Below are 13,392 nucleotides of genomic sequence, written 5' to 3' on the forward strand. Positions count from 1 at the left end.
CGCGCTGTTTTCGCATGGTTTCCAGCTACGTCCCCCTCTGCCGCGCCCTCACGGCGTGATAAAATTCGAATCCGCTCAAAGAGCGGCTCGACTTGCACTGCCACCCGGTGCATCGCGCCTTTACGCGGGATCTGCCGGAACCGGCGCGCCTGGGTTACCAAATGTGGTGCCAATGCGGCGCCAATAAGGCGCCGCTGAGCCCCCGCTGACCGCACTACCCCGTCTCCATCCGCGTTGCCGGCTTCCGGCTCCGCTAGCCTGGCCTCACGGGGCGCGATCAAGCTGATGCAGGCCTGATACCGGGCGGTCTGGCGCCGAGCGGTTTGGCATCGAGGCGCAAGGTCGCAATCAGCAGCGTCGCGCGCCCGACATCGCAACGACAATTGCACTATGCGTGCGCCCCACTGGCGCGCGCGACGGAGAAAGGTATGGCGGGTCATTCGAAATGGGCCAACATCAAGCATAAGAAAGCAGCGGCCGACGCCAAGCGCGGCAAGGTCTGGACGCGGCTCATCAAGGAAATTCAGGTGGCGGCCCGCATGGGCGGCGGCGACATCGACTCGAACCCGCGCCTGCGGCTCGCCGTCGAAAAGGCCTACGACGCCAACATGCCGAAAGATAACGTCAACCGTGCGATCCAGCGCGGTGTGGGCGGTGTCGACGGCGCAAACTACGAAGAAATCCGTTACGAAGGCTACGGCGTCGGTGGCGCGGCGGTGATCGTGGACACCATGACCGACAACCGCACCCGCACGGTGGCGGATGTGCGTCACGCGTTCTCGAAGAACGGCGGCAACATGGGCACGGACGGCTCGGTGTCGTTCATGTTCGATCACGTCGGCCAGTTCCTGTTCGCGCCCGGCACGGCTGAAGACAAGCTGATGGAAGCCGCGCTCGAAGCCGGCGCCGACGACGTCGTCACGAACGAAGACGGCAGTATCGAGGTGCTGTGCCCGCCGAACGACTTCCCGAAGGTGAAGACCGCGCTTGAAGCTGCGGGCTTCAAGGCCGAAGTGGCCGAGGTAACGATGAAACCTCAGACGGAAGTCGAATTCACGGGCGAGGATGCCTTGAAAATGCAGAAGCTGCTCGACGCGCTGGAAAATCTGGACGACGTGCAGGAAGTCTATACAAACGCCGCGATCGCCGACGAGTGAGCGTGCCCCGGCGGCGTCTGGCGCGTGGATCGATTGGCATCGAACCACACGCCCGCGCCGCCCGTTGGCCCTCGCGTTGCTGCTGAACGCGCGTTGGTCGGGCGTCGTTTTGGCGTTGCTTTGGCATCGTTTGGCCATTGCGCACCGCCTCTGCCCAGGTTCGCCATGTGCCCTGCGCCCCTGTCCGGCTGCGGGCCCATTGCAAACCTTGCTGTTATTTCACGGCTGAGCATGCTTTAGCCGTTTATGGTTTTTAAGTCTCGGGGATTCACATGAAGTTACTCGTCGTCGGTTCCGGCGGTCGCGAACATGCGCTCGCATGGAAGCTCGCGCAATCGCCACGGGTCCAGCTCGTCTACGTTGCCCCTGGCAATGGCGGCACCGCCCAGGACGAGCGTCTGCGCAACATCGACATCACCGATCCGGCCGAACTCGCCGATTTCGTCGAGAAAGAACAGATCGCCTTCACGCTGGTCGGACCCGAAGGGCCGCTCGCCGCGGGTATCGTCAATCTGTTCCGCTCGCGCGGTCTGAAAATTTTCGGACCGAGCAAGGAAGCCGCGCAGCTCGAAAGCTCGAAAGATTTTGCCAAGGCGTTCATGAAGCGCCACGCGATCCCGACCGCCGAATACGAAACTTTCGCCGACGCCGCCGCCGCGCATGCGTATCTGGACGCCAAGGGCGCGCCGATCGTGGTCAAGGCCGACGGCCTCGCCGCCGGTAAGGGCGTCGTGGTTGCACAAACGCTGGAAGAAGCGCACGCCGCGGTCGACATGATGCTGTCGGACAACAAGCTGGGCGATGCCGGCGCACGTGTCGTGATCGAGGAATTCCTCGCTGGCGAGGAAGCCAGCTTCATTGTGATGGTGGACGGCAAGCATGTGCTTGCGCTTGCCTCGAGCCAGGACCACAAGCGTCTGCTCGACGCCGATCAGGGTCCGAACACCGGCGGCATGGGCGCTTATTCGCCCGCGCCGATCGTCACGCCGCAACTGCATGCCCGCGTGATGCGCGAAATCATCCAGCCGACCGTGCGTGGCATGGAGAAAGAAGGCATCCGTTTCACCGGCTTTCTGTACGCCGGCCTGATGATCGACGCGCAAGGCAATCCGAAGACACTCGAATTCAACTGCCGGATGGGCGACCCGGAAACGCAGCCGATCATGGCGCGCCTGAAAGGCGATTTTTCGAAGGTGGTCGAACAGGCCATCGCCGGCACGCTCGATACGATTGAACTCGAATGGGACCGCCGTACCGCGCTGGGTGTGGTGCTCGCCGCGCACAACTATCCGGACGCGCCGCGCAAAGGCGACCGGATCAGCGATATCCCGGCCGAAACCGATGATTCAGTCACGTTCCACGCCGGCACCACGCTGGCTAACGGCAAGCTGACCACCTCGGGCGGCCGTGTGCTGTGCGTGGTCGGTCTGGCGGATTCGGTGCGCAGCGCACAATCGGTCGCGTACGAGACAATCAACCAGATCTCGTTCGACGGCATCCAGTATCGCCGCGACATTGGCTACCGCGCATTGAACCGCAAGCACGACGTCAAGACTGACGGCAAGCACTAAGCCCGCCCCACTCGCCCGCGTGCGGCGCCAACGGCGCTACACTGCGGGTTTTCGCGGCCGTTGCAGCGCCCACCGCACCACGTGGGCGCGCGTCGGTTGACCGGCATTTCAGCCGGCACGCACGACCAGAATGACCATAGCGCCGCGCCTTCGCAGGAATGTCCTGACCCAGGCCCGGCCCTCGCCCTTCACGAAGAACCCGCGGCGCAACAAGCGTGCCGCCCTCAGCACCTGCATTCATGACCGATTCGAGCTACGACGCACAGGCCGTGCGCAGCTGGCTGCAAGGCCTGCAAACGCATATCGCGGACACGCTCGGCGCGTTCGACGGCCAGCCGTTCGCGACTGACGCATGGCAGCGCGCCCCCGGCGAAAAGCTGCGCGGCGGCGGCTGCACGCGGATTCTGGAAGGCGGCAACTTTTTCGAGCGGGCCGGCATTGGTTTTTCGGACGTAGCGGGCGATGCGTTGCCCGGTTCGGCGAGCGCCGCGCGCCCGCAATTGGGTGGACGCGGTTTCGAAGCCATGGGCGTTTCGCTCGTGCTGCACCCGCACAATCCGCACTGCCCGACCGTGCATATGAACGTGCGTCTGCTGATCGCGACCAAGGCCGGCGAAGAGCCGGTGTTCTGGTTCGGCGGCGGCATGGATCTGACGCCGTACTATGGCTACGAGGATGACGCGCGGCATTTCCATCAGGTGTGCCGCGATGCGCTTCAGCCTTATGGCGCGGACCTCTATCCGAGTTTCAAGCGCTGGTGCGACGAGTATTTCTTCCTCAAGCATCGCAACGAAGCACGCGGCATTGGCGGGATTTTCTTCGACGACTTCTCGGCACCGGGCTTCGATCAATCGTTTGCGATGGTGAAAAGTGTCGGCGAGGGATTCCTCAAAGCGTATCTGCCGATCATCGAAAAGCGCCGCAACATTCCGTACGGCGAAGCCGAGCGGGACTTCCAGACATACCGGCGTGGCCGCTACGTCGAGTTCAATCTGGTCTTCGACCGTGGCACACTATTTGGGCTGCAGAGCGGCGGACGCACCGAATCGATTCTGATGTCGATGCCGCCTGTAGTGAACTGGCGCTACAACTGGCAGCCCGAACCGGGCACGCCGGAAGCGCGTCTTTACAGCGATTTTCTCGTGCCGCGCGAGTGGGTGTGAGGCGCTAAGCCCGCCCCACACCACGTGACCACGACAAAGGATCTTCACCTGAAGCCGAACGCTCATCCTGTTGCCCTGCCTCGCCGGATCGGACTGCTCGGCGGCACTTTCGATCCGATCCACGACGGCCACCTCGCGCTTGCGCGGCGTTTCGCCGAGGTGCTGAATCTGACCGAGCTGGTGCTGTTGCCGGCCGGCCAGCCATGGCAAAAAACGGACGTGTCGGCCGCTGAGCACAGGCTGGCCATGACCCGCGCCGCCGCCGGCGCGTTAGTGCTGCCGGGCGTCACCGTGCGGGTGGCGACCGACGAGATCGAGCACGACGGCCCGACCTACACGATCAACACGCTGCAGTTGTGGCGTGAACGCGAAGGTCAGGATGCGTCGATTGCGCTGCTGATCGGCGCGGATCAACTAGTGCATCTCGACACGTGGCGCGACTGGCGCCATCTGTTCGACTTTGCTCACATTTGCGCGGCCACGCGTCCCGGTTTCGACCTTGCGTCGATTCCGCCCGTGGTCGCACAAGAAATCGACGCGCGCCGTGCCCGCGCCGACGTTCTGCAAGCCACGCCCTGCGGCCACTTGCTGATCGATACGACGCTTGCGTTCAACGTCTCGGCCACCGACATTCGCGCGCATCTGCGCGAACAGGTGACCCAGCGGCTTGCCCTTGCGGGCGGCGAACCGCAGGACAAGAGCCAGGCCCGGGCCGCAAGCCATGTCCCCACCGCGGTGTGGGACTATATTCTTCAACATCATCTGTACCACCGGTAACCCCATGGATATTCGCAAACTGCAACGCGTGATCGTCGACGCCCTCGAAGACGTCAAAGCGCAAGACATCAAGGTGTTCAACACCAGCCACCTGACCGCCCTGTTCGATCGCGTGATCGTCGCCTCCGGCAGCTCGAACCGCCAGACCAAGGCGCTCGCTTCGAGCGTGCGCGAGAGCGTCAAGGAAAACGGCGGCGACGTCATCAGCACCGAAGGCGATGACGTCGGCGAATGGGTGTTGGTCGATTGCGGCGACGCGATCGTGCACATCCTGCAACCGGCGCTGCGCCAGTACTACAACCTCGAAGAAATCTGGGGTGACAAGCCGGTACGCATCAAGCTGTCCACGCCGAATCCGTTCGGCGGCGCCAGCGCGAGCGAGTCGGACGACGAGGAAGAAGAGGACGAAGCGCCGGCTGTCAAAAAGCCCGCACGCAAGACGCCGGTACGCCGCAAGTAAGTACCTGACGGGCCAACCGCTGAAGTATGTGACGCATGATCAGCGCTTGCGCCCCCGACACCATCCGTCATGAAACTGCACATCCTCGCCGTCGGCCACAAGATGCCGGACTGGATCGCCACCGGCTTCGACGAATACGCGAAACGCATGCCGCCCGAGCTGCGCATCGAGTTACGCGAGATCAAGCCCGAGCAGCGTTCGTCGGGGCGACCGGCCGAAAGCGTGATGGCCGCCGAGCGGCAGAAGATCGAAGCCGCGTTGCCGAAGAACGCGCGCATTGTCGCGCTCGATGAACGCGGCAAGGATTGGACCACGATGCAGCTCGCCGGCGCCCTGCCCGGCTGGCAGCAGGACGGCCGCGACGTGGCGTTTCTGATCGGCGGCGCCGACGGGCTCGATCCCGACCTGAAAGCACGCGCCGATATGCTGTTGCGTGTTTCCAGCCTGACGCTGCCGCACGCCATGGTCCGTGTACTGCTCGCCGAACAGCTTTACCGCGGGTGGACCATCACGCAAAATCACCCCTATCACCGCGCTTGAGCGTACGAGGCCGCGAACAGATCGCGCGTTCGGGTCTCGTTGCCTGTGCCGTATCCTTCGGCACGCCGATCGTCGCTTGCCAGACGAGCTCATCGCGCGCTTCTCGCGCATTGACGCAACCCGCCTCATCGAGACCTGTTCATGCCCACGCCCGCCGCTTCGCTGCATCCGTTCGTCTACCTCGCTTCCCAGAGTCCGCGCCGTCAGGAGCTGTTGCAACAGCTCGGCGTGCGTTTCGAATTGCTCCTGCCGCGTCCCGATGAAGATGCCGAAGCGCTCGAAGTCGAGCTACCCGGCGAGCGCGCGCGCGACTACGTGCAGCGCGTGTGCATCGCCAAGGCACACGCTGCGCGCGCGCGTCTCGTGGCAGGCGGGCATGCCGCGCGGCCGATCCTGGTGGCCGACACAACCGTCACGGTCGACGACGCGATCCTCGGCAAACCCGTCGACGTCGACGATGCCGTCGCGATGCTCACGCGCCTCGCGGGCCGCGATCACGAAGTGCTGACGGCCGTCGCGGTGGTCGATGCGCAAGGCGTGCTGTTGCCCGCCGCGCTATCGGTATCGAAGGTGCGTTTTGCTGCACTGCAAGCGGACGCCGTGCGCCGCTATGCCGCGAGCGGCGAGCCGCTCGGCAAAGCAGGCGCATATGGAGTACAGGGACGCGCCGCGGAGTTTATCGAACATATCGACGGGTCCTATTCAGGTATCATGGGTTTGCCACTTTTTGAAACCGCTGCCCTCCTGCGGGCAGCGCGCATCGACTTCTAAAATAACACTATGAATGAAGAAATCCTGATCAATGTCACGCCGCAGGAAACGCGCGTCGCGCTAGTCCAGCAAGGCGCCGTCCAGGAACTTCACGTCGAACGAACGCTGTCGCGGGGACGCGTCGGCAATGTCTATCTCGGCAAAGTCGTCCGCGTGTTGCCGGGCATGCAATCCGCCTTCATCGACATCGGTCTGGAACGCGCCGCGTTCCTGCACGTCGCGGATATCTGGCATCCGCGCATTGCCGGCGAGCCGCAACATCAAACGCCGCATCAGCCGATCGAGAAGATCGTCTTCGAAGGTCAGACGCTGATGGTGCAGGTCGTGAAGGATCCGATCGGCACCAAGGGCGCAAGACTGTCCACGCAAGTGAGTATCGCCGGGCGCACGCTCGTGTATCTGCCGCAGGAGCCGCACATCGGCATCTCGCAGAAGATCGAAAGCGAAGCCGAACGCGAAGCCGTGCGCGCGCGTTTGACCGCGGTGCTGCCCGCCGATGAAAAAGGCGGCTACATCGTACGCACCATCGCCGAAGATGCGACCAGTGAAGAACTGGCCGGGGACGTCGCGTATCTGCGCAAGACGTGGGCGACGATCATCTCGCAAGGTCAGCGCATGCCGCCGACCAGCCTGCTGTATCAAGACCTGAATCTCTCGCAACGGGTGCTGCGCGATTTCGTGAATGACGAGACCTCGCGCATTCAGGTCGACTCGCGCGAGACCTATCAGATGCTCGCCGACTTCGCGGCCGAGTTCACACCGGCGGTGTCGTCCAAGCTGCATCACTACACCGGCGAGCGGCCGCTCTTCGATCTGTACAACATCGAGGCGGAGATCCAGCGCGCATTGTCACGCCGGGTCGATCTGAAGTCCGGCGGGTATCTGGTGATCGACCAGACCGAAGCGATGACCACCATCGACGTGAACACCGGTGGCTACGTGGGCGCGCGCAACTTCGACGATACGATCTTCAAGACCAACCTCGAAGCCGCGCACACGATCGCGCGGCAATTGCGGTTGCGCAATCTGGGCGGCGTGATCATCATCGATTTCATCGATATGGAGAACATCGAGCATCGCGATCAGGTGCTGGGTGAATTGAAGAAGGCGCTCTCGCGCGATCGCACGCGCGTGACCGTGAATGGTTTCTCGCAGTTGGGGCTCGTGGAGATGACGCGCAAGCGCACGCGCGAGTCGTTGGCACATGTGTTGTGCGAACCGTGCCCGGTGTGTCAGGGCAAGGGGCAGGTCAAGACGTCGCGTACGGTGTGTTATGACGTGCTGCGCGAGATTTTGCGCGAGTCGCGGCAGTTCAATCCGCGCGAGTTCCGAGTGGTGGCGTCGCAGCAGGTGATCGACCTGTTTCTTGAGGAAGAGTCGCAGCATCTGGCGATGCTGATCGATTTCATCGGCAAGCCGGTGTCGTTGCAGGTGGAATCGAATTTGAGCCAGGAGCAGTACGATATCGTGCTGATGTGAACGGGCCCCAAGTCTTATACGACTAAGCTCCCACGACGTTGCTTCCAGGAAGAACTCCACTAGCAGCTCGAACGGGTAATCAAAGAACCCGGCAGGAGAAAACCGACCCGCGATGGTCGGTTTTTTCGTTAACGCGGAGAATAGGGAAAAGCATGAGTAACGCTCTTTTTGATCTGCTGGAAAAACTCGACTCAGCGAAGGTCCATTATTTAATTTCTCGCCATCGTCCGGATACCGTACTGGTGTCCGTCCCGGTCATCGGTCAGCGAATCGAAATCGATGTGTTTCGCGATGGTCACATGGAAATTTCCCGTTTCATTGGACATGAGGATATCGAAGGGGGTGCAGAGCTGATCGACTCAATCATTGCTCTTGCCTGACTTCCGCGACCTGTTCGGCCCAAACTGGCGGTCGCGCGTCCAACGCCCGCATGAACGTCGGCGGCGCGATTGATAGTGCCGCCGGAACACCTCTCCCGGCCCTTAATTTCCCCATTGACGTTATCCGAACGAGACGCGTATAACCATCCCATTGGATGTTATTTGGATGGCAAGCGGATGTTTAACGCACGTCAAACGGAAAAGAAATGGCCGACCTCAAACTCATCGACACCTCCCGCCCCAAAGGCGGCGAGACCGAAAAAATCACGATCAACCTCGGCCCGGTCGACCTGGGCCAGATCGATCTGCTCGTCGAAGAGGGCTTTTACACGAACCGTACCGACCTGATCCGTACCGCGATCCGCAACCAGCTCGCCGTGCACGCGCAGGTCGTCACTGAGACGGTGACTCGGCGCGCGCTAGTGCTCGGCTTGCAACACTTCTCGAAGCAAGACCTCGAAGCAGCTCGAGTCGCAAACGAACAACTGGACATCCACGTGCTCGGCCTCGCCAGCATCGCCGCCGACGTGGCGCCGGAACTTGCGGCGGCCACGATCGCATCGGTGGTGGTGCTCGGCGCGTTTCACGCATCGCCCGCAGTCAAGGCGGCGCTCGTCGGCCGCATCAGGTAGCTGCGCCCGGCATTGGCTGATCCTGTGGTTAAACCCATGCTGAAGCCGTGAAGTGCCTCGCCTGACCCGGCCACACCCCAAGCAAGTCAACGCAGTCGCCTACGATCGTGAAAATGAATGAAGATTTTCTGAAGTCAATGAAAGAAGCCTTCGACCTGTTGCGCACGAAGGGGCCGAAGGAAGCGACCGCCGCGGTTCAGCGCGCGCTCGCGAAAGGCACGGCCGAAGCCGGCCACACGCAAAACCCGCAAACCCCGCACATGCCGCAGAGCGTCAACGAATGGGCACAAGCGTGGACGCAGGCACAAAACCAGGCGCAGTCACACACCGCGCCACACGCCCCTGCTGAGCGCATTCTCGACGCCGACACACCCGGCACCTTCAGCACCCACACGTTCAGCAACAGCGCCGGCCAACGCCAATACAAGCTATACGTACCAGCCGTCTACAACAATGAACCGTTGCCGCTCATCGTGATGCTGCACGGCTGCACACAAAACGCCGACGACTTCGCCACTGGCACGCGCATGAATGAAATGGCCGAGCGCCACGGCTTCATCGTCGTGTATCCGAATCAGGCGCAGGCGGCCAATCATTCGTTGTGCTGGAACTGGTTCAAGCCGGGCGATCAGCAGCGCGATCAGGGCGAGCCGTCGTTGATCGCGGGCATCACGCGTGAGGTGATGGTGCGCTATCGCGTCGATCCGGCGCGCGTGTACGTGGCAGGACTGTCCGCGGGCGGCGCAATGGCGGACGTCATGCTGAAGACCTCGCCCGATCTGTATGCGGCAGCCTGCGTGCATTCCGGCCTCGCCTACGGATGCGCGAAGGATCTGCCCTCCGCGCTCGCCGCGATGAAGGGCGGCAAGACGCATCGCAACCGCACACGCGGCGAACCGCAGCGCCCGCTCATCGTGTTTCAAGGCGATGCGGATACGACGGTGCATCCCTCGAACGCCACAGCGCTCGTGGCGGGCTTCGACGGCGGTGTCTCGACAGTCCCCACGCCGCCACCCAAGGCAGGCACGGCGAGCGGCCAGCGCGGTTGCACGGTGCAGCGGCTGGTCGCTGCGAATGGTGTCGACGGGGAGGTCTGGTCGATTCATGGTGCAGGCCATGCATGGGCAGGCGGTAGCCAGCGCGGCTCGTACACGGACCCATCCGGTCCCGATGCGACAGCCGAGATGCTGCGTTTCTTTTTCGCTCACCCGCGTGCGTCGGGCACACACTGACCGCCGCGATGAAGACAAGCACGCGCACAGCTCAGGTGTTCACCGCTGGAGTCAACGTACATCGCATGCTAAAACGGTGTTAGCTGCCGTTTCCCAACTGCAGCGTCAGGTGGTGCCCAACGGCTTCAGCAGATTGCGCAATGCCGCAATGGTGATGGGCCGTGAAAACCAGAACCCTTGCGCCTCGTCGCAGCCCAGCGCTTCCAGTTGCGTGGCCTGTTCGGCTGTTTCCACGCCCTCGGCTGTTACCCGCAGCTTCAACGCATGCGCCATGGCAATAATGGCGCCGACCAGCGCCTCGCATTGCGGATCGGTACTCATGCGCATCACAAACGAACGATCGATTTTCAGGCGATTCAGCGGAAAACGCGTGAGATAGGCGAGACTCGAATAGCCGGTGCCGAAGTCATCCACCGCGACTTCAACGCCCAATTCGCGCAACGCGTGCAGCGTCTGCAAGGCCTGCTCGGTGTCGCCGAGCAGCACACCTTCGGTGATCTCCACTTCAAGATATGAAGGGTCGAGTGCCGCGTCTTCGAGCGCCCCGCGGATCGTCTCGAACAGATTTTGCCGTTGGAATTGCTGCGGCGACACGTTCACCGCGACCCGTGGCAAGGTGCCGGTGAGCCGCAGCAATTTGCCGGCATCGCGGCACGCGGTTCGGATCACCCACTCGCCGATCTGCTCGATCAGACCCGCCTCCTCCGCGACCGGCACGAATTCGACCGGACTGATCAAGCCACGCTGCGGATGATTCCAGCGCAGCAGCGTCTCCACTTGCGCGATGCGTCCGTTGGCGAGCGTCACCTGCGGTTGATATACGAGATGCAGTTGCTGACGCTCGAGCGCTTCGCGCAGCATCCCTTCCAGTTCGAAGCGGCGCGCGGCCTGCCCTTCGAGCGCGGTGGAAAAGCGCCGCACCGCATTGCCGTTCACCGCCGAAGCCGCCGACAACGCCACGCCCGCGCGACGCATCAGCGTCGGCGCATCCGCGCCGTCGGCGGGATAAGCGACGATGCCAATACTCGCCGTGATGTTCAACGCGGTGCCCGCGTAGTCGATCGATTCGGCGATGCGGCCCAGAGCCTCCGCCGCGAAAGCATCGGCCGCCGCGCCCGTTTCGTTGATCAGCAGCGCGAATTGTGTGCCGCCGATCGAGGCAATCGTACCGTCGTTGGGAAACAGACCGCGCAGCCGTTCGCCGACGATCTGCAGCACCAGTTCGGCCGCGTGCAAACCGAGCGCGTCGCGCAATTTGCGCAAATGATCGAGCTCGGCGATCAGCACGGTAAAGCCGTTGCCGCTACGTTGACAGCGCGCGATCGTCAGTTCGAGGCGTTCGGTGAACAATGTCTGATTCGGCAGCCGCGTCACGCCGTCATGATGCGAGACGTACCACAGGCGCGCCTCGGATTGCGCGTAACGCGTCATGTCGATGGTAATGCCGACATAGCGAGCAGGTCCGGCGGCCATCCCGCCGGGATGCGCCGGTTCGACAATGAGCGGCGCCAGCGCGAACACCACGCGAATCGGCGTGCCGTTGCGCCGTACACAGGTCCATTCACCTTCGTAGCGCGAACCTACCGCCGCCAGCGGCGGCAATTCGGCGCGCCGCCTCGCGAGCTCGGCCGGGTCGATCAAGGACTCAAAGGTGCGCCGGCCGAGCAATTCCTCGGCGGTAAAACCGGTCAACTTTTCGAAAGCAGCGTTGACCGAGTCGAGCGTGCCGTCCGCCGTGCAGATGAACATGCCGTATGGTGCCGCCGCAAGCGCGGCGTCGCGCGTGCGGCCGTCGGCGTAGTAGTGGTCTTGCATCGCGCCGGCCTTTGAATTTCCTGAATATTGAAAGCGAGTGAGCGTTTTTCTTGATGCTTACGGCGCAACCGGCAAAGCCGGCGAATTCGGTCCAATCCGCCGGGCGATCGTCACTATGATAGCGGCTTTCCTGGTCGACACCGCCGCGCCAGCCGCGCATTCCTGGCGGTGATCGCTTTCCTTGGTGTATTCCCCAATCCCGGCGCTAACACGCGCTTCATCGCGCACATCATAAAGCGTTCGCTATTGCCGGGATACTCCACACCTCATGACCCAGGCTATATCGGCTTTCGACGCCTTCGCACAGGGCTTTGACGGATTGACGACCGTTATATCCGCCGATATATTTTGCTCGCGATCCCTCAATAGAAAACCACCGCCCCACTGCATGGATCCGCACGAAACAGGGTCCCGCTTTTCATGTCCAAGGAAATCATCGATTCGCACCTTCTCAAGGTACTGCACACGCTTCTCACCGAATCGAGCGTATCGCGCACGGCAACGTTACTCGGACAATCGCAGCCGACGGTCAGCGTGGCGCTGCGCAAATTGCGTGACATGACGGGTGATCCGCTGCTGGTGCGCAGCGGCAGCCGGATGGTTCTCACCGCGCATGCACTCACATTGATCGAACCCGCCGCGCAGGCATTGAACAGTATCGCGGCCATTCTGCATCCCACCACGTCGTTCAACCCGGCCACCACCAGCCAGACCTTTCGCATCGGCTCGCCGGATTATCTCGATGCGTTCTTCGTCCCCGCCGTGGTCGATGCGTTTCATCGCGAGGCGCCCGGAGCCAAGCTCGAGTTCAGGCATCTGATGATGGTGGACGGTGGCTACGAACACGGTCTGGAAAGCGGTTTTCTCGATCTGGTGATCGGCAACTGGCGCACGCCGCCGGAGCATCTGCATTTACAGCCGTTGTGCAAGGACGAACTGGTGTGCCTGATGCGCAACGGCCATCCGATCAAACCAGGACGGCTGAGCAAGCCCGTGTACGAGGAAGCGGAACACCTTGCCGTGATGACCTACAACACGACGTCCTGGGGCACGGTCGATGTCGAACTCGCCCGCAACGGCCTATCGCGCACCGTCACCACGACGCTGCCCTATTTCGGCATGGCGCCCTACGTATTGGCGCGTTCCAATCTGCTGTTCACCACCACCCGTGCGCTCGCCACGCACTACACCAGGATGCTGCCGCTGCGCATCGAGCCGATTCCCGGCGAACCGCAGGCGCTCACCTACTATCAACTCTGGCACGACCGCACGCATCGCAGCGTCGCCGCGATCTGGCTGCGCAGGTTGATCGCCAATGTCGCCAAAGATCTGGTTTCCTAAGTTTTTTCCGGCGGCTCGCGCATCTTGTACGCACATCTTGCACGCGTCTCTTTCGAGAAGTCTCATTCAGGCAT

At 62.5% G+C, this 13,392-nt stretch carries 13 protein-coding genes; 12 read left to right on the plus strand and 1 reads right to left on the minus strand.

Features of this window, described 5'->3' with window-relative positions:
- Nucleotides 1-428 precede the first annotated feature (428 nt).
- From PQR67_RS29505 to PQR67_RS29555, 11 genes are all read left to right on the plus strand, one after another.
- A complete protein-coding gene (locus PQR67_RS29505) occupies nt 429-1,157 on the plus strand; it encodes a YebC/PmpR family DNA-binding transcriptional regulator (protein ID WP_408466359.1) in 729 nt (242 codons plus the stop codon).
- A 272-nt stretch (nt 1,158-1,429) separates the two neighbouring features.
- Nucleotides 1,430-2,728, plus strand: a complete 1,299-nt coding sequence (gene purD, locus PQR67_RS29510; RefSeq protein WP_408466360.1) for a phosphoribosylamine--glycine ligase — start codon at nt 1,430-1,432, stop codon at nt 2,726-2,728.
- Between the two features lie 239 nt (nt 2,729-2,967).
- On the plus strand, nt 2,968-3,891 hold the full coding sequence (hemF, locus tag PQR67_RS29515) for an oxygen-dependent coproporphyrinogen oxidase (RefSeq protein WP_408466361.1): 924 nt from the start codon (nt 2,968-2,970) through the stop codon (nt 3,889-3,891).
- 24 nt (nt 3,892-3,915) lie between these two features.
- A complete protein-coding gene (locus PQR67_RS29520; protein ID WP_408466362.1) occupies nt 3,916-4,668 on the plus strand; it encodes a nicotinate-nucleotide adenylyltransferase in 753 nt (250 codons plus the stop codon).
- A gap of 4 nt (nt 4,669-4,672) precedes the next feature.
- Nucleotides 4,673-5,128 carry a ribosome silencing factor gene (rsfS, locus tag PQR67_RS29525; RefSeq protein WP_408466363.1) on the plus strand — a complete coding sequence of 152 codons (456 nt, stop codon included), beginning with the start codon at nt 4,673-4,675 and terminating at the stop codon, nt 5,126-5,128.
- A gap of 69 nt (nt 5,129-5,197) precedes the next feature.
- Nucleotides 5,198-5,668, plus strand: a complete 471-nt coding sequence (rlmH, locus tag PQR67_RS29530) for a 23S rRNA (pseudouridine(1915)-N(3))-methyltransferase RlmH (protein ID WP_408466364.1) — start codon at nt 5,198-5,200, stop codon at nt 5,666-5,668.
- Between the two features lie 141 nt (nt 5,669-5,809).
- Entirely contained in the window at nt 5,810-6,439 is a 630-nt protein-coding gene (locus PQR67_RS29535) for a Maf family protein (RefSeq protein WP_408466365.1), read from the plus strand.
- A 9-nt stretch (nt 6,440-6,448) separates the two neighbouring features.
- Nucleotides 6,449-7,918 (plus strand): ribonuclease G, encoded by a 1,470-nt coding sequence (gene rng, locus PQR67_RS29540; protein WP_408466366.1) that lies wholly within the window; start codon nt 6,449-6,451, stop codon nt 7,916-7,918.
- A 152-nt stretch (nt 7,919-8,070) separates the two neighbouring features.
- Nucleotides 8,071-8,298: a hypothetical protein gene (locus PQR67_RS29545; protein WP_408466367.1), complete on the plus strand. Its 228-nt coding sequence runs from the start codon at nt 8,071-8,073 to the stop codon at nt 8,296-8,298.
- Between the two features lie 206 nt (nt 8,299-8,504).
- Nucleotides 8,505-8,930: a ribbon-helix-helix domain-containing protein gene (locus tag PQR67_RS29550; protein ID WP_408466368.1), complete on the plus strand. Its 426-nt coding sequence runs from the start codon at nt 8,505-8,507 to the stop codon at nt 8,928-8,930.
- A 107-nt stretch (nt 8,931-9,037) separates the two neighbouring features.
- The gene (locus PQR67_RS29555) at nt 9,038-10,162 is read left to right on the plus strand and encodes an extracellular catalytic domain type 1 short-chain-length polyhydroxyalkanoate depolymerase (RefSeq protein ID WP_408466369.1); all 1,125 of its coding nucleotides are present in this window, start codon (nt 9,038-9,040) and stop codon (nt 10,160-10,162) included.
- Between the two features lie 105 nt (nt 10,163-10,267).
- Here PQR67_RS29555 and PQR67_RS29560 read toward each other — a convergent pair whose 3' ends face one another.
- On the minus strand, nt 10,268-11,977 hold the full coding sequence (locus PQR67_RS29560; RefSeq protein WP_408466370.1) for a putative bifunctional diguanylate cyclase/phosphodiesterase: 1,710 nt from the start codon (nt 11,975-11,977) through the stop codon (nt 10,268-10,270).
- A 420-nt stretch (nt 11,978-12,397) separates the two neighbouring features.
- Between PQR67_RS29560 and PQR67_RS29565 the strand changes: the two genes are divergently transcribed.
- On the plus strand, nt 12,398-13,318 hold the full coding sequence (locus PQR67_RS29565) for a LysR family transcriptional regulator (RefSeq protein ID WP_408466371.1): 921 nt from the start codon (nt 12,398-12,400) through the stop codon (nt 13,316-13,318).
- The last annotated feature ends 74 nt before the right edge of the window (nt 13,319-13,392 follow it).

The organism is Paraburkholderia fungorum (assembly GCF_046026025.1).
Lineage (GTDB): Bacteria > Pseudomonadota > Gammaproteobacteria > Burkholderiales > Burkholderiaceae > Paraburkholderia > Paraburkholderia fungorum_E.

What these genes read in the sequence shown, in the direction of transcription:
- PQR67_RS29505 (WP_408466359.1), top strand. Translation starts at nt 429, where the DNA reads ATGGCGGGTCATTCGAAATGGGCCAACATCAAGCATAAGAAAGCAGCG.
- purD (WP_408466360.1), top strand. Translation starts at nt 1,430, where the DNA reads ATGAAGTTACTCGTCGTCGGTTCCGGCGGTCGCGAACATGCGCTCGCA.
- hemF (WP_408466361.1), top strand. Translation starts at nt 2,968, where the DNA reads ATGACCGATTCGAGCTACGACGCACAGGCCGTGCGCAGCTGGCTGCAA.
- rsfS (WP_408466363.1), top strand. Translation starts at nt 4,673, where the DNA reads ATGGATATTCGCAAACTGCAACGCGTGATCGTCGACGCCCTCGAAGAC.
- rlmH (WP_408466364.1), top strand. Translation starts at nt 5,198, where the DNA reads ATGAAACTGCACATCCTCGCCGTCGGCCACAAGATGCCGGACTGGATC.
- PQR67_RS29535 (WP_408466365.1), top strand. Translation starts at nt 5,810, where the DNA reads ATGCCCACGCCCGCCGCTTCGCTGCATCCGTTCGTCTACCTCGCTTCC.
- rng (WP_408466366.1), top strand. Translation starts at nt 6,449, where the DNA reads ATGAATGAAGAAATCCTGATCAATGTCACGCCGCAGGAAACGCGCGTC.
- PQR67_RS29545 (WP_408466367.1), top strand. Translation starts at nt 8,071, where the DNA reads ATGAGTAACGCTCTTTTTGATCTGCTGGAAAAACTCGACTCAGCGAAG.
- PQR67_RS29550 (WP_408466368.1), top strand. Translation starts at nt 8,505, where the DNA reads ATGGCCGACCTCAAACTCATCGACACCTCCCGCCCCAAAGGCGGCGAG.
- PQR67_RS29560 (WP_408466370.1), bottom strand. Translation starts at nt 11,977, where the DNA reads ATGCAAGACCACTACTACGCCGACGGCCGCACGCGCGACGCCGCGCTT.
- PQR67_RS29565 (WP_408466371.1), top strand. Translation starts at nt 12,398, where the DNA reads ATGTCCAAGGAAATCATCGATTCGCACCTTCTCAAGGTACTGCACACG.